This window comes from Nocardioides lentus, assembly GCF_039529515.1.
Lineage (GTDB): Bacteria > Actinomycetota > Actinomycetes > Propionibacteriales > Nocardioidaceae > Nocardioides > Nocardioides lentus.
This window is the reverse complement of the sequence record NZ_BAAAMY010000005.1, coordinates 233,768-251,295: the sequence shown is the minus strand read 5'-3', so window position 1 is coordinate 251,295 and position 17,528 is coordinate 233,768. Positions and strand designations below refer to the sequence as shown.

Below are 17,528 nucleotides of genomic sequence, written 5' to 3'. Positions count from 1 at the left end.
CCCCCTCCCCACGGCCCGCCGCTGATGGCGGCGCCGGCGCGGCTCGTGCCGCCCCGCGACCCCTGGCACGACGCCGCGCTGCTCGTCGGGGCCGCGGGCCTGCGCGCCTGGGGCATCGAGGTGCGCACCCGCGGCGTCGTCCACGTGCCGCGGTCGGGACCGGTGGTCCTCGCGCCCACCCACGTCGCCTACCCCGACTTCGTGGTCCTGCAGAAGTCCGTGCTGCCCGCGGGCCGCCGCCTGCGCTACCTGTGTCGCGGCGAGGTCTGGTCCTCCCGCGTCGCGGGCCGGGCGCTCGACCGGATGCGGCACGTGCCGGTCGACCGCAGCGCTCCCGCCGCGGCGTACCTGGCCGCGCGACGGCTGCTGGAGGCCGGGGAGGCGGTCGGGGTGTTCCCCGAGGCCGGTGTGTCCACGGCGTACGTCGTGCGGCCCCTGATGCGCGGCGCCGCGGCCCTCGCGCTCGAGACCGGGGCCCCGCTGCTGCCCGTCGGCATCTGGGGCACCCAGCGGCTGTGGCCCGTCGCCCCGGCCGAGGACGGCAGCCCGGGGCGGCCCGACCGGACCCGGGGGCGGGTCGTCGACGTGCGCATCGACGCACCGCTGGTGCCCCGGCCCGACGACGACGCGACGTCGCTGACGATCCGCCTCGGACGGCGGCTCGCCGCGCTGCTGGCCGACCTCCAGGCGCTGCCCCACCACCAGCCGCGCCCCGGCGAGGACGCCCGCTGGCACCCCGCCCACCTCGGCGGGCGGGCCCACACCCGGGCGGAGGTGTCGGCCTGGGAACGGGTCCCGCGCGCGGCCGTCCCGGTGGCCTGGGGACCGCCGCCCGAGACGGTCGGGTCGCCTGCGGGGGCACTCGGTCGGCCGGACTAGGTTGGGGGAGTGGGCGGACTCCCGAGACGACAGCGCGTGGCGGCGTACGCCGTCGTCCTGCGTGTCGACGGCCCCGGCACCGGCGGTCCGCGGACGACGAGCATCCTGCTGGCCCGGCTGGCCGAGCGGATCACGCCCGACGAGCTGTGGACGCTGCCCGGCGGCGGGCTCGACCACGGCGAGGACCCCCGCGACGCCGTGCGCCGCGAGATCGTCGAGGAGACCGGGCTGGTGGCCGAGGTCGGCGACCGGGCACGCGTCTACTCGGCGCACCTGCCCCACGCCTGGCGCGACGGCCGTCGCGTCGACGCCCACGCGCTGCGCATCGTCTACGAGGGCTGGGTCGCCCCCGACGCGCCGGCGCCGCGGGTGGTCGAGCAGGACGGCTCCACCATGGCGTCGGCCTGGGTGCGGGTCGCCGACGTCCTCGACGGCACCGTGCCCGTGGTCCCGATGGTGCTCGACGCCCTCGCCGACCACGCCGGACCGGTGCGCCGGCAGCGGGTCGCGGCGTACGCGCTGGTCGTCCGCGACGGCGCCGTCCTGCTGTCCCGCAACTCCGCGCGCGGGCCGCACCCGGGCGAGTGGGTGCTGCCGGGCGGCGGCGTCGACCACGGGGAGCACCCGCGCGACACCGTCGTGCGCGAGGTCGCCGAGGAGACGGGGCTGACCTGCGAGGTCGGCGCCCTGCTCGACGTCGACAGCGCGCACTTCGACGGCACCGCGCCCTCGGGGCGGCGGGAGGACTTCCACGCCGTCCAGCTGGTCTTCGCGGCCACGGTCGGGCGGGGCGACCCGCGCCCGGTCGAGGTCGACGGCACCACCGACGCGTGCGCCTGGGTGGCGCTCGGCGAGGTCGGGGGCCCGGCGTACCCGGTGCGGCCGCTGGTGCGGGCCGCGCTCGCGCGCGTCTGAGACCTGCGCCTGCGGTCCGGCGTCCGTGCTCCCGCGCGTAGTCTCGGAGCCGTGAGCGAGACCGTCTTCACCTACGCCGCCCCCGCCCTCAAGATGGGGCGCGGCGCGTCCTCGGAGGTCGGCCACGACCTGCGCTCCTGGGGGGTCGGGCGGGTGCTGCTCGTGACCGACCCCGGCGTCGCCGCCACCGGCCACCCGGCGCGGATCGCCGACGAGGTCACCGCCCACGGCATCGAGGTCGTCGTCTACGACGAGGCGCGGGTCGAGCCGACCGACGTCTCCCTCGCCCACGCGGTCGCCTTCGGGCGCGAGCACGGTCCCTTCGACGCGGTCCTCGCCGTCGGCGGCGGCTCGGCGATCGACACCGGCAAGGCCGTCAACCTGCTCACCACCAACCCCGGCGAGCTCATGGACTACGTCAACGCCCCCGTGGGCGGCGGACGCGCGCCGACCGCGGCGCTGCTGCCGCTGCTCGCCGTGCCGACCACCACCGGCACGGGCAGCGAGTCGACGACGGTGTGCGTGCTCGACGTCCTCGACCAGCACGTCAAGACCGGCATCAGCCACACCGCCCTGCGGCCCACCCTCGCCGTGGTCGACCCGGACCTCGCGATCAGCCAGCCCGCGATGGTCACGGCCGCCTCCGGGATGGACATCCTGTGCCACGCGCTGGAGAGCCTCACCGCCCGCTGGTACGCCGACCTGCCGGCCAAGCGGCCCGAGGAGCGGGTGCCCTACTGCGGCGCCAACCCGGTCGCGGAGATGTGGGCGGAGAAGTCGCTGTCGCTGCTGGCCGGCTCCTTCCGCCGCGCGGTCGCGCACGGCGACGACACGGTCGCCCGCGAGCAGATGTCGATGGCCGCGACCTTCGCGGGCCTGGGCTTCGGCAACGCCGGCGTCCACCTGCCGCACGCCTGCGCCTACCCCATCGCCGGCCGGGTGCGCGACTACACGCCGCCCGACTACCCCGGCGACCACCCGATGGTCCCGCACGGCATGGCCGTCGCCCTGACCGCGCCCGAGGCGTTCCGGTTCACCTTCCCCGCCGACCCCGACCGCCACGTCCGCGCCGCACGGCTGCTGGACCCCGACGTGGTCGACCCCGGCCCCGACACCCTGCCCACGGTCGTCGCCTCGCTGATGCGCGACATCGGCCTGCCCAGCGGCCTCGCCGAGGTCGGCTACGGCGCCGGCGACGTCGACGACCTCGTCGAGGGCGCCCTCAAGCAGCAGCGGCTGCTGGCCACCGCCCCCCGCGAGGCCGCCGCCGACGACCTCGCGGGCATCGTCCGCGGCTCCCTGGAGAACTGGTGACCACGACCCCCACCCGCCCCGCCCGCCCCGACGAGCCCACGTCGTACGACGGGCCCGCCGCGACCGAGGTGCTCGCGGCGCTGCGGCGCCGCGGCATCACCGACGTCGACGACTCGACGCTCACCCGGGCGCTGTACTCGACCGACGCCTCGATCTACCGTCTCGTGCCGACCGCGGTGGTGCGTCCGCGCGACGTCGACGAGCTGCTCGGTGTGGCCGAGACCTCGCGCGAGATCGGGGTCCCGCTGACCATGCGCGGCGCGGGCACCTCGATCGCCGGCAACGCCGTCGGCCCCGGGCTGGTCGTCGACACCGCACGGCACCTGAACCGCGTGCTCTCGGTCGACCCCGAGACCTCCTCCGCGGTCGTCGAGCCCGGCGCCGTGCACGCGGTGCTGCAGAAGGCGGCCGCGCCCCACGGGCTCCGCTTCGGACCCGACCCCTCGACCCACACCCGCTGCACGATCGGCGGCATGATCGGCAACAACGCCTGCGGCTCCCGGGCGCTGGGCTACGGCCGCACCGTCGACACCGTGCGCTCGCTGACCGCGGTGCTCGGCACCGGCGAGGTCGTCACCTCCTCCGCCGACGCGCCCGCCGGCGGCCCGGCGGCCACCGCCCTCGCGGCGGTCGTCGACGCCGACCTGGCCCACGTGCGGACCCACTTCGGCCGCTTCACCCGCCAGGTCTCGGGCTACTCCCTCGAGCACCTGCTGCCCGAGAACGGCCGCCGCCTCGACAAGTTCCTCGTCGGCTCCGAGGGCACCCTCGGGCTGGTGACCCGGGCCGAGGTCGCCCTCGTCCGCGACGCCCCCGTGCGCACCCTCGTCGTGCTCGGCTACCCGTCCATGGCCGAGGCCGCCGACGCCGTGCCCGCGCTGCTCGCGCACCCGCTGGTGGCCTGCGAGGGCCTCGACGCCCGCATCGTCGACTGCGTCCGCCGGGCCGGCAAGGCCGTGCCCGACCTGCCGCGCGGGGCGGGCTGGCTGTTCGCCGAGGTCACCGGCGAGACCGAGGCCGAGACGACCGCCGTCGCCGAGGCCGTGGCGCGCTCCGCCGGCGCGCTGGAGTCGCGGGTCGTGCACGACGCGGCCGAGTCGGCCGCACTGTGGCGCATCCGCGAGGACGGCGCCGGCCTCGCCGCCCGCTCGCTGTCCCGCCCGGCCCACTCCGGCTGGGAGGACGCCGCCGTGCCGCCGGAGCACCTCGGCGCGTGGCTGCGCGACTTCGACGCCCTGCTCGAGGCCCACGACCTCGACGGGGTCCCCTACGGCCACTTCGGCGACGGCTGCGTGCACGTGCGCATCGACTTCACCTTCGACGAGGCGGGCCGCCGCACCTTCCGGTCCTTCCTCGAGGACTCCGCCGACGCGCTGCGCGGCTACGGCGGCTCGCTGTCGGGCGAGCACGGCGACGGGCGTGCCCGCTCCGAGCTGCTCGGACGGATGTACGACGCCGAGTCGATGCGGATGTTCGCCGCCGCCAAGGCGGTCTGCGACCCCGACAACCTGCTCAACCCCGGCGTGCTCGTCGACCCGGACCCGATGGACGCGTCGCTGCGACCGGGGCGCCCTCGCCACCGCGAGCCGCTGCCGCTGCTGCGGATGACCCACGACGCCGGCTCGCTCGGGACCGCGGTGAACCGCTGCACGGGCGTCGGCAAGTGCGTCGCCGGTCCGACCCCCGGCACCGTGATGTGCCCGTCGTGGCAGGCCACGCGCGACGAGAAGGACTCCACCCGCGGACGGGCCCGCGTGCTGCAGGAGGCCGTCGACGGCACCCTGGTCGCGGGGCTCGCCGACCCGGCCGTGCACGAGGCCCTCGACCTGTGCCTGTCGTGCAAGGGCTGCTCCCGGGACTGCCCGACCGGCGTCGACATGGCGACGTACAAGTCGGAGGCGCTCCACCAGACCTACGACGGCCGTCGTCGTCCGCTGAGCCACTACACGCTCGGCCGCCTCCCGCTGTGGACGCGGCTCGCGGCGCCCGTCGCCCCCGCGCTCAACGCGGCGCTGCGCCTGGGGCCCGTGGCCCGGCTCGCCAAGGCCACCGCCGGCATCGACCAGCGCCGCGAGGTGCCGAGGTTCGCGTCCCGCACGCTGCGCCGCTCGACGCCGGCCGGCTCCCGCGCGACGTCCGCCACCGCGCCCACCCGGCCGGACGTGTGGATCTGGGCGGACTCCTTCACCGACCACTTCCTGCCCCAGACCGCGCAGGCCGCGATCCGGGTGCTGGAGGCGGCGGGTCTCACCGTGCGCGTGATCGACGAGAAGGCCTGCTGCGGCCTGACCTGGATCACCACCGGCCAGCTCACCACCGCCCGCCGCATCGTGCAGCGGACCGTCGCCACGCTCGCGCCGTACGCCGACTCGGGGGTGCCGATCCTGGGCCTCGAGCCGTCGTGCCTGGCCGCGCTGCGCACCGACGCCGTCGAGCTGACCGACGACCCGGCCGCCCGCCGGGTGGCCGACGCGATGGTGACCTTCGCGGAGCTCGCGACCCGCCTCGACCTCCCGGTGCCGGACCTGTCCGGCGTCACGGTCGTGGCGCAGCCGCACTGCCACCAGGCGAGCGTGCTGGGCTGGGCGGCCGACCAGGCGCTGCTCGAGAAGGCCGGCGCCGACGTCACCCGCGTCGGCGGCTGCTGCGGCCTCGCCGGCAACTTCGGCGTCGAGAAGGGCCACTACGAGGTGTCCGTCGCGGTCGCCGAGACCCAGCTGCTGCCCGCCGTCCGCGCCGCCGCCCCCGGCACCGTGGTCCTCGCCGACGGCATGTCCTGCCGGCTGCAGCTCGACGACCTCGCCGACGTCCCCGCCGTCCACCTCGCCGAGCTCTGGGCGCAGCACCTCTGAGGCGTCGCAGCGTCTGATCGGGCTCTGACGGGAAGATCCGTGTCACCTCGTCCGGTGAGAGATGCGCGACGCCACGGGGAGGAATGGCGCCGGGTGCGCCGGGGGTTGGGACCCCACGTGACCGAGACGACCCCGCTGCTGTTCGAGCCGATGACCCTGCGCGGCCTCAGGATCCCCAACCGGGTCTGGCTGGCGCCGATGTGCCAGTACTCCGTGACCGCGCAGGACGGCGTGCCGACCGACTGGCACCTGACCCACCTCGGGGCGCGTCTGGCCGGCGGGTTCGGGCTGGTGCTGACCGAGGCGACCGCGGTGACCCCGGACGGGCGGATCAGCCCCGAGGACACCGGGCTGTGGGACGACGCGCAGGTCGCGGCCTGGCGCCGCGTCACCGACTTCGCCCGCACCCAGGGCACGCCGATCGGGGTCCAGCTCGCGCACGCCGGCCGCAAGGCCTCGACGTACGCCCCGTGGCGCGGGACCGGCAGCGTGCCCCTGCACGAGGGCGGCTGGGGCACGATCGGCCCCACGGCGGAGCCCTTCGCCGGGTACGCCGCTCCGCGGGCCATGACCACCGACGACGTCGCCGCCGTGGTGCAGGCGTTCGCCGACGCGACCCGCCGCGCCTCCGACGCGGGCTTCGACGTCGTCGAGATCCACGCGGCGCACGGCTACCTCCTCCACGAGTTCCTCTCCCCGCTGGTCAGCACCCGCACCGACGCCTACGGCGGTGACTTCGAGGGGCGCACCCGGATCGTCCTCGAGACCGTCGACGCCGTGCGCGCCGCCTGGGGCGACGACCGGCCCGTCCTGCTGCGGGTCTCGGCCAGCGACTGGGTCGAGGGCGGCTGGACCCCCGCCGAGAGCGCCCGGCTCGCGGCGCTGGCGGCGGAGCGCGGCGTCGACCTCGTCGACGTCTCCTCCGGCGGCGCGGTCGCCGACGCGCCGATCGAGACCGGCCCCGGCTACCAGGTGCCCTTCGCCCGCGAGGTGCGCGACGCCGGTGTCGCGGTCGGCGCCGTCGGGCAGATCACCGACCCGGGCCAGGCCGAGAAGATCCTCGCCGAGGGCTCCGCCGACGCGGTCCTGCTCGCCCGTGCCGGGCTGCGGGAGCCGTCGTGGCCGCTGCGTGCCGCCGCCGAGCTCGGCCTGCCGCGCGAGGCCACGCCCTATCCGGTGCAGCACGCGGCCGGCGCGTGGAGCACCGGTCGGTAGGCTCGCGGAGTGAACCCCCGGCACCGCCGCCTGGTGATCCCGGTGGCCCTGATCGCCCTGCTCGTCGTCGTCGTGGTGGCCGCGCTCGTCTGAGCCGCCCCGCCCCGCCCGTCCCCAGGAGGCCCGTCCGCCGTGCCCGCCCTGCCGCTGCCCGAGGCGCTCGCGCAGGTCCGCGACGACCTGCTCGACGCCGACGGGCTGGTGCGCGCCGTCGCCTCCGGCCGGCGCAAGGGCGTCGACCGGCCGCCCTGGCGCCGCGTCGAGCTGCGGTGGGTGGACCTCAAGGCCGGGCCGCACCTCCAGGTCACGTCGTACGACGCGACGCAGGCGCACACCGCCAACCACGCCTCCGGCGCCGACGCGGACGCGGCGGTCGACGCGCTGCTGGCGATGCCGTTCGGCCACTGGAACGACGAGCGCGCCACCGCCGACGGGGTCGCGACGACCCAGGTGCGGGTGACCAAGTCCGGCGAGGCGGTGCTCCACCGGGCCCGGCGCGACGAGCAGGTGCGGGTCGACCGCAGCCACGACCGGGCCAAGGAGCGGCTGCTGCCGCTGGGCGACCCCGTCCTCGCGGCCCTGGGGATCACCGACGCCGACGGGCGGGTCAAGCCCAGCCGCCAGGCCAAGCTGCGCCAGGTCGAGGAGTTCCTGCGCCTGCTCGACGCCGTCCTCACCGACGCGCTCGACGCCGGCCACCTGCGGCGGCCGACCCCCGAGGACCCCTGGCGGGTCGTCGACCTGGGCTGCGGCAACGCCTACCTGACGCTGGCCGCCGAGCGCTACCTCGGCCACGTCCGCGGCCTGCCGGTGCACCTGACGGGCGTCGACACCAAGCAGCAGTCCCACGACCACAACGCCGGGCTGGCCGACCGGCTCTCCGCGCGCGCCGACTTCGTGGTCGGGGCGATCGGCGAGGTGGAGCTCCCCGAGCCGCCCGAGGTGGTGCTCGCGCTGCACGCCTGCGACACCGCGACCGACGACGCCCTCGCCCGGGCGGTGGCCTGGGAGGCGCCGGTGGTGCTGGCGGCGCCCTGCTGCCACCACGACGTGGCCGCCCAGCTGAAGCGGTCCACGGCGGACGCGCCCTGGCCGATGCTGACCCGGCACGGCATCCTGCGCGAGCGGTTCGCGGACACCCTCACCGACGCGCTGCGCGCCTCCCTGCTGCGCTCCCTCGGGTACCGGACCGACGTGGTGCAGCTCGTCGACCCGGAGTACACGCCCCGCAACACCCTGCTGCGCGGGGTGCGGACCGGGGTCCGCGACGACGCCGCGCGAGCCGAGCACGACGCGCTGAGCCGCGACTGGGGCCTCTCGCCCCGGTTGGCCGAGCTGGTGGACGCCCCGTGACCGCGCCCGCGGGCGGGGTCGGTCGGCGGTCCGCGTGGCCCCTCGGCGCGGCCGCGCTCGCCCTGGGCTTCCTCGTCGCGCCGTCGCTGACGGGGCTGCCGGCGGCGTACGCCGACGAGCCGGCGTCGGTGCGGGAGGCCTTCGTCTTCGCCGACCCCGAGATCGTCGAGTCCAGCGGTCTGGTCGACCGCGGCGGGTTGTTCCGCACGGTCAACGACTCCGGCGACGACCCCCGGGTCTTCACCGTCGACCCCGCCACCGGCGAGACCGTCGGCGTCACGACCTACGCCGAGGACGTCGTCGACGTCGAGGCTCTCGCCCCGGCCGGAGACGGCGCGGTCTGGGTCGGCGACATCGGCCAGAACACCGGCGAGCGCGACGCGGTCACCGTCCACCGCGTGCCGACCGGGCGGGGGGAGCGCACGCTCGACGCCCCGTCGTACGACCTGGTCTACCCGGGGGGCGCGTCGCCCGACGCGGAGTCCCTGCTCGCCGAGCCCGGGACCGGACGGCTGCTGGTGGTCACCAAGGAGGTCTTCGGGGGCCAGGTCTTCCGCGCCCCCGCACGGCTCGACCCCGACGGGCCCAACCGCCTCGAGCGGGTCGGCGGCCAGCGCCTGCTCGGGATCGCCACGGACGGCGCGTTCCTGCCGGACGGACGCCACCTGGTGCTGCGCAACTACGGTCAGGCGGTCTTCTACTCCTGGCCCGACCTCGAGCCGGTGGGGGAGCTGACCCTGCCCGAGCAGGAGCAGGGCGAGGCGATCTCGATCGCCGAGGACGGGCGGCTGCACGTGTCGACCGAGGGCCAGTTCACCCCGGTGCTCTTCGTCGCGCTGCCCGACGCCCTGCGGGCGCTGCTGGACGAGCCGGAGCCGTCGGCCTCCGCCTCGCCGACCGGACCGACCATCATCGAGACCCCGGAGGGCTTCGAGGCGCCCGAGGTGGACCGGTCGGTCGAGCTCGGTCCCGGCCGCGTCAACTGGCTCGTCGGCGGGGTCCTCGGCGTCGGGGTCGTCGTCGTGCTGCTGCTGGCCCTGCGTCCGCGCTGAGCCTCACCGGTCGCTCACCGCTCACCGGCCCCCGGGTCCAGCACCATGAGCAGCACCGGCGGCTCCTCGTCGGGCAGCCACGGCGGCCTCGCCTCGCCGACGGTGCGCCAGCCCGCCGAGGTGTAGAGCCGGACCGCCGCGGCGTGGCCCTGCACCACGTCGAGGACGGGCAGCCGACCCCGCTCGCGGACCCACCCGACGGCGGTCGCCAGCAGCGCGCGCCCGACCCCGCGACCGCGGTGGCGGGTCCCGACGAAGAACGACGCCACGACGGCGAGGTCCGCGGGCGCCAGCCCCGTCGCGGCGCACCACGCCCGCCCCAGCTCGTCGTCGGCCACCCCCAGCACCGCGACCTGACCCGCGACGCGCCCGTCGACCCGGGCCACCCACGCGGCCTCCTCCCCGGCGCGCGCCACGAACTCCTCGGCGGGGAACGGCAGCGGCCACCGGAAGGGGTAGCGCGAGGCCGGCTGCTGCTCGGCCAGCACCTCCACGAGCGGGGGCACGTCCGTGGTCGTCCGGGGCCGGACGACCAGGTCGGTGCGGGGGATCACGGCACGCAATCTACGAGCTGCTGGGTACCGTCCCGCCCGTGGTGCGGCTGAAGCGGACCTCGCCCTCGCAACCGGGGTGGACGAGGCGGAAGGTGGGCCGCGGGTTCTCCTACCGCGACCAGCACGGGGAGCGGCTCGGCGACGCCGAGACGCGCCGGGTCCAGGAGCTGGTCATCCCGCCCGCCTGGCGCGACGTGTGGATCACGCCCCACGAGAACGGCCACCTGCAGGCCGTCGGGACCGACGACGCCGGGCGTCGTCAGTACCTCTACCACCCGCAGTGGCGCCTGCGGCGCGACGTCGCGAAGTTCCGGCGGATGGAGGAGTTCGGCCAGGCGCTGGCGACGGCGCGCGAGCGGGTCGTCGACGACCTGGGTCGCCGGGGGATGCCGGTCGAGCGCGCCTGCGCGGCCGCCGTACGGCTGCTGGACCTGGGGTACTTCCGCATCGGCAACGACGTGTACGCCGACACGCACGGCAGCTTCGGGCTCACGACGCTCGAGCGCCGCCACGTGCGGCGCACCCAGGAGCAGCTCGTCTTCTCCTTCACCGGCAAGTCGGGCGTCGACCACGAGATCACCATCGACGACGCCGTCGTCATCGAGGCGATCGAGGTGATGCGCCGCCGGCGCAGCGCCGACGACCCGCGGCTGCTCGCCTACAAGCAGGGCCGCTCCTGGCGCTCGATGCTCCCGGCGCTGGTCAACGACTACGTCCGCGAGACCACCGGCCTCGACGGCACCGCGAAGGACTTCCGCACCTGGCACGCCACCGTGCTCGCCGCCGTCTCGCTCGCGGAGACCTCCGAGCCGGGCGAGACGGAGGCCTCCCGCAAGCGCGCCGTGTCGGGCGCGATGAAGGAGGTCGCGTCGTTCCTCGGCAACACCCCCACGATGGCCCGCAGCTCCTACGTCGACCCCCGGGTCCCGGAGGCCTACCGCCAGGGACGCACGATCGCCGCGGCGACCGGAGCGTCCTACGACACCACCGACGAGCGCCAGGCCGCGCTGGAGCGTGCGACGCTGGCCCTCCTGGACGAGGAGGACCGATGAGCCGGGACCGAGCCGACCTCGCCGTGGTGCGCGGCGACATCACCGCGCAGGACGTCGACGCCGTCGTCAACGCGGCCAACCGCGGCATGCGCGGCGGGGGCGGGGTCGACGGTGCGATCCACGCCGCGGGCGGGCCCGCGGTGCTCGAGGACTGCCGGCGCCGCTTCCCCGACGGGCTGGCCACCGGCCGCGCCGGGTGGACCACGGCGGGCGACCTGCCCGCGCGCTGGGTGATCCACGTCGTCGGACCGGACCACCGGGCGGGGGAGACGGACCGCTCCCTGCTGACCTCCTGCTACGCCGGTGCGCTCGCCGTCGCCGACGAGCTCGGCGCCCGCAGCGTCGCCGTGCCCCTCGTCAGCGCCGGGACCTACGGCTGGCCCCTCGAGGACGCCGCCGCGGCGGCCGTGGACACGCTCCGGTCGACCCCGACCGAGGTGCGTGAGGTCCGTCTCGTCGCGTACGACGCCCGCGCGGAGCAGGCGCTGAGGGCCGCGCTGGGGTGACGGGTCCGGGAACATTCCCGGTCCCCGGGTTGCTGTTGAAGTGACAACGACCCCGATCCCCCGAGGAGCACGACCCGATGGCTTCCCTGTTCGACCCGCTCACCGTCGGCGCCATGGAGCTGCCCAACCGGCTCGTGATGGCCCCGCTGACGCGCAACCGCTCCCGCGGCACCGTCCCCGGTGACCTCGCGGTGGAGTACTACGCCCAGCGCGCCTCGGCCGGTCTCATCATCACCGAGGGGAGCCAGCCCAGCGCCCGCGGCCAGGGCTACCTCGACACCCCCGGCTTCCACAGCGACGAGCAGCTCGCCGGCTGGCGCCGCGTGGCCGACGCCGTGCACGGGAAGGGCGGGCGGATCGTCGCCCAGCTGATGCACGCCGGTCGCATCGCCCACCCGGACAACACCGGCGGCCAGGAGATCATCGCCCCGAGCCCGATCCCCGCGCCGGGCGAGATGGTCACCGCCGACGGCTCCAAGCCCCACCCGGAGCCCCGCGAGCTGCGCACCGAGGAGATGCCCGACGTGGTCGCGGAGTTCGTGACCGCCGCGCGCAACGCGGTGGACGCCGGGCTCGACGGCGTCGAGGTCCACGGCGCCAACGGCTACCTGCTGCACCAGTTCCTCTCCCCGGCCTCCAACCAGCGCACCGACGAGTACGGCGGCTCGCCGCTGAACCGCGCGCGCCTCGTCGTCGAGGTCGTCCGCGCCGTCGCCGACGAGATCGGCGCCGACCGCGTCGGGCTCCGCCTCTCCCCGGCCCACAACATCCAGGGCTGCGACGAGACCGACCCGGGCGACGTGGAGGCCACCTACACCGCGGTCGTCGCCGGGATCGCCGACCTCGGGCTGGCGTACCTCTCGGTGCTCGCCCAGCCGCGCCTCGACCTGGTGCAGCGGCTCCGCAAGGACTTCGGCGGTCCGTTCCTGGCCAACGACGGCTTCGGGGTCGTGACCACCAAGGCCACCGCGCAGGCCCTGCTCGACGAGGACGCTGCGGACGGCGTCGTCGTGGGCCGTCCGTTCCTGGCCAACCCGGACCTGGTCCGCCGCTGGGAGCTCGACGCCGAGCTCAACGAGCCGAACCCCGCCACCTTCTACGGCGGCGGCGCCGAGGGCTACACGGACTACCCGTTCCTCGACGGCTGACGCTCCCGCTCCACCGCACGTCGACCCGGTCCCGCGCCCCAGGCGCGGGGCCGGGTCGTCCGCGTCGGGGCCGGGTCGGCTACAGGGCCGCGACCACGTGGTCGACGCAGGCCGTCAGGGCGCGGACGTCGTCGGGGTCGACGGCCGGGAAGCAGGCGACGCGGAGCTGGTTGCGGCCCAGGCCGCGGTAGCCGTCGACGTCGACGACGCCGTGGGCGCGCAGCACCCCGGTGACGGCCGCGACCGGGACCTCGTCGTCGAGGTCGACGGTGACGACGACCTGCGAGCGCAGGTCTGGATCGGCCACGAAGGGCGTCGCGTACGGCGAGGCCTCGGCCCAGTCGTAGACGATGCCGCTCGACGTGGCGGTCCGCTCGCACATGGCGGGCAGCCCGCCGGCGCCGTTCATCCAGTCGAGCTGCTGGGCGAGCAGGAACAGCGTGGCGACGGCGGGGGTGTTGAGGGTCTGGTCCTTGGCGGAGTTGGCGATCGCCGCCGACAGGTCGAGGAACGCCGGGACGTAGCGGCCCGACGCCGTGACCTCCTCCGCGCGGGCGAGCGCCGCGGGGGAGAGGACGGCGATCCACAGCCCGCCGTCGGAGGCGAAGGACTTCTGGGGCGCGAAGTAGTAGGCGTCCGCCTCGCGCACGTCGACGGGCAGCCCGCCCGCGCCCGACGTGGCGTCCACGAGGACGAGGGCGTCCTCGGCCGCCCCGGCCGGTCGACGGACCGGCACCGCGACGCCGGTCGAGGTCTCGTTGTGCGGCCAGCAGTAGGCGTCGACGCCGTCCTCGGCGACCGGCGTGGAGGCCGACCCGGGCTCCGCCTCGCGCACCGACGGCGCCGCCAGCCACGGGGCCCGGGAGACGGCGCCGGCGAACTTGGCCGAGAACTCGCCGTGCACCAGGTGCTGGCTGCGCTCGCGCACCAGCCCGAACGCCGCCACCTCCCAGAACGCCGTCGAGCCGCCGTTGCCGAGCACCACCCGGTGGTCCTCCGGCACGTCGAACAGCGCCTCGAGCCCCTCGACGACCCGGTGCACGAGCCCGCGGACCGGTGCCTGGCGGTGGGAGGTGCCCATCAGCGACCCGCCGGTCGCGGCCAGGGCCTGCAGCGCGGACGCCGGGACCTTCGACGGACCCGACCCGAACCGCCCGTCGGCGGGCAGCAGGTCGGCGGGGATCCGGACGTCGGGCACCTGGGTCACGGCCCCATCCTCCCAGGGAGGAGGATCACGGCGTGCCTCGCAGTCCGCTCGTGATCCGCCGTACGACCTACGACCACCCCGACGTCGCGCGCCTCGTGGCGGAGGTCCAGGAGGAGTACCGCCGCCGCTACGGCAGCCCCGACGCCGTCCCGCTCGACGAGGCCATGTTCACCGAGGGGCTCGGCGGCTTCTTCGTCGGCTACGAGGTCACCGACGGCTCCGCCGACGGGCCGGGGGAGGCCGTCGCGATGGGCGGGTGGCGTACCCGCGACGACGTGAGCCGCCTCGACTCGCGGCGCGCCGCCGAGCTCAAGCGGATGTACGTCGTGCCCGGCGCGCGGGGCCGCGGCCACGCGCGCGCCGTGCTGGCCCACGTGGAGGCGGACGCCGCCGCGCACGACCGCGACGTGCTCGTCCTCGAGACCGGCACCGCGCAGCCGGAGGCGATCACCCTGTACCTGGCCTGCGGCTACGAGCCCGTGGTGCCCTACGGCTACTACGCCGACGAGCCCGACTGCCGCTGCTACGCGCGCCGGCTCCTCCCGGCCACCTGAGGGCCCGCCCGACGGGCGCCGTCGACGCCGTTCTTGCGGCTCCACGGCAAAGTTCTTGCGCGAATCCGGCGTTTCCCGGACAGCGCCCCGCGCCCGTGCCTACCGTCGTCGTCATGAGCGCGACGCCTCCTCCCGCCTTCGGATCGGTGACCCAGCCCGGGAGCGACCTGATGCGCGTCCTGGCCCAGGTGTCCGGACTCGTCGCCGCCGCGGTCCTGGTGGGGCTCGCCGTCCTGATGGGCGCAGCCTGACCCGCCACCCGGCCGCGCGGACGGTGCCGGCGCTGCTCACGGCGCTGGCCGTGCTGGTCGGCCCCGCCGTGGCGACCCACCCGGCCCCGGCGGGTGCCGCGGCCCCGGCGGTCGCAGAGGCCGCTGCCCGCCCCCTCGAGGCGTACGCCGACTACGACGGCCAGACCCGGTGCGCGCCGCGGGCGAAGCCGGGGGCGAAGGCGCTGCAACGCTGGCTCGTCGCGACGTACGGCGGCTCGAAGGGCCCGATCTCGCGCGCCTGCTCGTCGGGGGGCCAGTCCGAGCACAAGGAGGGCCGCGCCCTCGACTGGACGATGGACGCCACGAGGAAGGCGGACCGTCGGGCCGTCCGGCGGTTCCTCGACGACGTCCTCGCCGACGACGGTCAGGGCCGCGCCCACGCCAAGGCCCGGCGCATGGGGATCATGTACATCATCTGGGACGACCGCATCTGGCGCTCCTACGACCGGTTCGCCGTCGACGACTACCGCCCGTGCGACCGTCCGGCCGACTGCTCCAAGACCGCGCGCCACCGCGACCACGTGCACGTCTCGCTCTCGCGGGCCGGCGGGCGCGGCGACACCAGCTGGTACGCGGGCCGCGTCTGACGCGCCCCCGCCGGGCCCCGGGCCCGGCGAGGGCGCCCCGGGGTCTCAGGCCGACCAGGAGCCGTCCCAGCCGTCGACGTCGCCGGCCGCGCGCTCGGGCCGGCCGGTGTAGATCGCGGACGGACGGATCAGGCGGCCGGTGCGCTTCTGCTCCAGGATGTGCGCGGACCAGCCGGCGGTGCGGGCGCAGGTGAACATCGAGGTGAACATCGGCGCCGGGACCTCCGCGAAGTCCAGCACGATCGCCGCCCAGAACTCGACGTTGGTCTCCAGGACCCGGTCCGGGCGCCGCTCCCGCAGCTCGGCGAGGGCGGCCTTCTCGAGCGCCTCGGCCACCTCGTAGCGGGGGGCGTCGAGCTCGCGGGCGGTGCGCCGCAGCACGCGGGCGCGGGGGTCCTCGGCGCGGTAGACGCGGTGGCCGAAGCCCATCAGCCGCTCGCCGCGGTCCAGCAGACCCTTCACGTAGCCCTCGGCGTCGCCGGACTCCTCGACGTCGGCGATCATGCCCAGCACCCGCGACGGGGCGCCACCGTGCAGCGGGCCGCTCATCGCACCGATCGCGCCCGAGAACGCGGCGCCGACGTCGGCGCCCGTCGAGGTGATCACGCGGGCGGTGAACGTGGAGGCGTTCATGCCGTGCTCGGCCGCGGAGGACCAGTAGGCGTCGATCGCCTGCACGTGCTGCGGGTCGGCCTCGCCCTTCCAGCGGATCAGGAACTTCTCGGCCAGCGTCGACCCGGCGTCGACCTCGGCCTGCGGGACGACCGGGTCGTGCAGGCCGCGCGCCGACTGCGCGGCGTACGACAGGACCATGACGGCGACCCGTGAGAGGTCCTCGCGGGCCTGGGCGTCGGTGATGTCGTAGGTCTGGCGGAAGCCGAACGCCGGCGCGAGCATCGCGATCGCGGCCTGCACGTCGACGCGGACGTCGCCGGTGTGGACGGGGATGTTGTAGGCCTCCGCCGGCGGGAGGCCGGGCTCGTAGGCGCCGTCGATCAGCAGGCCCCACACCTTCTCGAACGGCACGCGACCGACGAGCTCCTCGATGTCGACGCCGCGGTAGCGCAGCGCCGACCCCTCGCGGTCGGGCTCGGCGATCTCGGTCTCGAAGGCGACGACGCCCTCCAGGCCGTGGTGGACCTGCGGGTCCTGCGACATGCGGGTGCTCCCCTCCGGGCCGGCGACGTGCCGGGCTGCCGGGGGGCATGCTGCCCCACGCCGGGCCCGGGCGCACCCTCCCCGCACCGTCGACCCCGGTGGGCGGGCGTAGGTTCGTGGCCGTGAGCGCGCACGACGACGTGGCCGCGATGCGCGAGGAGTACTCCGCGGGCGGCCTGGACTCCTCCGACCTGGCCGACGACCCGGTGACGATGTTCGGTCGCTGGTTCGACCAGGCCCGCGCCGCCGGGCTGCACGAGCCCAACGCGATGGTGCTCGCGACCGCCTCCGACGCCGGTCGCCCCGCCGCCCGCACCGTGCTGCTCAAGGGCTACGACGAGCGCGGGTTCCGCTTCTTCACCAACACCGCCTCGGCCAAGGGCGAGCACCTGGCGGGCAACCCCGCCTGCTCGCTGCTGTTCCCCTGGCACCCCCTCGAGCGGCAGGTCCGCGTCGAGGGCGTCGCGGAGCCGTTGCCGCGCGAGGAGGTGCAGGCCTACTTCGACTCCCGCCCCCGCGGCTCGCGACTCGGCGCCTGGGCCTCGGACCAGTCGCGACCGGTCGCGGACCGGGCCGCGCTGGAGGCCGCCTGGGCCGCCGCCGAGGCCCGCTTCGCCGGTGTGGAGGACGTCCCGGTGCCGCCGCACTGGGGCGGCTACGTCGTCCGGGCGTGGCGCGTGGAGTACTGGCAGGGCCGCCCCAACCGGTTGCACGACCGGTTCCTGTACGAGCGCGACCACGTCGACGCGACCACCTGGCGGACCGTGCGCCTGGCCCCCTGACCGCGCCCGCCACAACTCCCTTGTGGAGCCCCCCGCGGCGTCGTAGCGTGGAGGCACACGGGAGAGGAGGTGGTCCGACAGATGAGTTCTGACAGGACGCGTGAGGTGGCTGCCCGCTAGCAGCTCCA

General features: G+C 76.0%; 17 protein-coding genes. 14 read left to right on the top strand and 3 right to left on the bottom strand.

Features of this window, described 5'->3' with window-relative positions:
- Positions 1-24: 24 nt before the first annotated feature.
- The 7 genes from ABD158_RS12090 (at position 25) to ABD158_RS12060 (ending at position 9,580) form a co-directional block, all read left to right on the top strand.
- Positions 25-879 carry a lysophospholipid acyltransferase family protein gene (locus ABD158_RS12090; RefSeq protein ID WP_344007489.1) on the top strand — a complete coding sequence of 285 codons (855 nt, stop codon included), beginning with the start codon at positions 25-27 and terminating at the stop codon, positions 877-879.
- A gap of 9 nt (positions 880-888) precedes the next feature.
- Positions 889-1,794 carry an NUDIX hydrolase gene (locus ABD158_RS12085; protein ID WP_344007487.1) on the top strand — a complete coding sequence of 302 codons (906 nt, stop codon included), beginning with the start codon at positions 889-891 and terminating at the stop codon, positions 1,792-1,794.
- A 51-nt stretch (positions 1,795-1,845) separates the two neighbouring features.
- Entirely contained in the window at positions 1,846-3,108 is a 1,263-nt protein-coding gene (locus ABD158_RS12080; protein ID WP_344007485.1) for a hydroxyacid-oxoacid transhydrogenase, read from the top strand.
- Positions 3,105-5,960 (top strand): FAD-binding and (Fe-S)-binding domain-containing protein, encoded by a 2,856-nt coding sequence (locus ABD158_RS12075; RefSeq protein WP_344007483.1) that lies wholly within the window; start codon positions 3,105-3,107, stop codon positions 5,958-5,960. The genes ABD158_RS12080 and ABD158_RS12075 overlap by 4 nt, the downstream gene beginning before the upstream one ends.
- Positions 5,961-6,110: 150 nt before the next feature.
- Positions 6,111-7,175: an NADH:flavin oxidoreductase/NADH oxidase gene (locus ABD158_RS12070; protein ID WP_344007990.1), complete on the top strand. Its 1,065-nt coding sequence runs from the start codon at positions 6,111-6,113 to the stop codon at positions 7,173-7,175.
- A gap of 132 nt (positions 7,176-7,307) precedes the next feature.
- Positions 7,308-8,528: a class I SAM-dependent methyltransferase gene (locus tag ABD158_RS12065; RefSeq protein WP_344007481.1), complete on the top strand. Its 1,221-nt coding sequence runs from the start codon at positions 7,308-7,310 to the stop codon at positions 8,526-8,528.
- On the top strand, positions 8,525-9,580 hold the full coding sequence (locus ABD158_RS12060) for a hypothetical protein (protein ID WP_344007479.1): 1,056 nt from the start codon (positions 8,525-8,527) through the stop codon (positions 9,578-9,580). The genes ABD158_RS12065 and ABD158_RS12060 overlap by 4 nt, the downstream gene beginning before the upstream one ends.
- Positions 9,581-9,594: 14 nt before the next feature.
- On the opposite strand, the gene ABD158_RS12055 is transcribed toward ABD158_RS12060, so the two are convergent.
- Entirely contained in the window at positions 9,595-10,134 is a 540-nt protein-coding gene (locus tag ABD158_RS12055; RefSeq protein ID WP_344007477.1) for a GNAT family N-acetyltransferase, read from the bottom strand.
- 92 nt (positions 10,135-10,226) lie between these two features.
- On the opposite strand from ABD158_RS12055, the gene ABD158_RS12050 reads away from it, so the two are divergent.
- From ABD158_RS12050 to ABD158_RS12040, 3 genes are all read left to right on the top strand, one after another.
- Positions 10,227-11,186, top strand: coding sequence for a DNA topoisomerase IB (locus ABD158_RS12050; RefSeq protein WP_344007475.1), 960 nt, complete (start codon positions 10,227-10,229; stop codon positions 11,184-11,186).
- Entirely contained in the window at positions 11,183-11,692 is a 510-nt protein-coding gene (locus ABD158_RS12045; protein WP_344007473.1) for an O-acetyl-ADP-ribose deacetylase, read from the top strand. Before ABD158_RS12050 ends, ABD158_RS12045 begins: the two co-directional genes overlap by 4 nt.
- Before the next feature lie 77 nt (positions 11,693-11,769).
- The gene (locus tag ABD158_RS12040; protein WP_344007470.1) at positions 11,770-12,840 is read left to right on the top strand and encodes an alkene reductase; all 1,071 of its coding nucleotides are present in this window, start codon (positions 11,770-11,772) and stop codon (positions 12,838-12,840) included.
- A 79-nt stretch (positions 12,841-12,919) separates the two neighbouring features.
- Here ABD158_RS12040 and serC read toward each other — a convergent pair whose 3' ends face one another.
- A complete protein-coding gene (serC, locus tag ABD158_RS12035; RefSeq protein ID WP_344007988.1) occupies positions 12,920-14,038 on the bottom strand; it encodes a phosphoserine transaminase in 1,119 nt (372 codons plus the stop codon).
- 41 nt (positions 14,039-14,079) lie between these two features.
- Between serC and ABD158_RS12030 the strand changes: the two genes are divergently transcribed.
- From ABD158_RS12030 to ABD158_RS12020, 3 genes are all read left to right on the top strand, one after another.
- Positions 14,080-14,601, top strand: a complete 522-nt coding sequence (locus ABD158_RS12030; protein WP_344007466.1) for a GNAT family N-acetyltransferase — start codon at positions 14,080-14,082, stop codon at positions 14,599-14,601.
- A 113-nt stretch (positions 14,602-14,714) separates the two neighbouring features.
- Positions 14,715-14,852: a hypothetical protein gene (locus tag ABD158_RS12025; protein WP_344007464.1), complete on the top strand. Its 138-nt coding sequence runs from the start codon at positions 14,715-14,717 to the stop codon at positions 14,850-14,852.
- A gap of 23 nt (positions 14,853-14,875) precedes the next feature.
- Positions 14,876-15,460: a VldE C-terminal domain-containing protein gene (locus tag ABD158_RS12020; RefSeq protein WP_344007462.1), complete on the top strand. Its 585-nt coding sequence runs from the start codon at positions 14,876-14,878 to the stop codon at positions 15,458-15,460.
- A gap of 45 nt (positions 15,461-15,505) precedes the next feature.
- On the opposite strand, the gene ABD158_RS12015 is transcribed toward ABD158_RS12020, so the two are convergent.
- Positions 15,506-16,618: a citrate synthase 2 gene (locus ABD158_RS12015; RefSeq protein ID WP_344007460.1), complete on the bottom strand. Its 1,113-nt coding sequence runs from the start codon at positions 16,616-16,618 to the stop codon at positions 15,506-15,508.
- Positions 16,619-16,740: 122 nt separating this feature from the next.
- Between ABD158_RS12015 and pdxH the strand changes: the two genes are divergently transcribed.
- Positions 16,741-17,400 (top strand): pyridoxamine 5'-phosphate oxidase, encoded by a 660-nt coding sequence (gene pdxH, locus ABD158_RS12010; RefSeq protein WP_344007458.1) that lies wholly within the window; start codon positions 16,741-16,743, stop codon positions 17,398-17,400.
- Positions 17,401-17,528 lie beyond the last annotated feature (128 nt).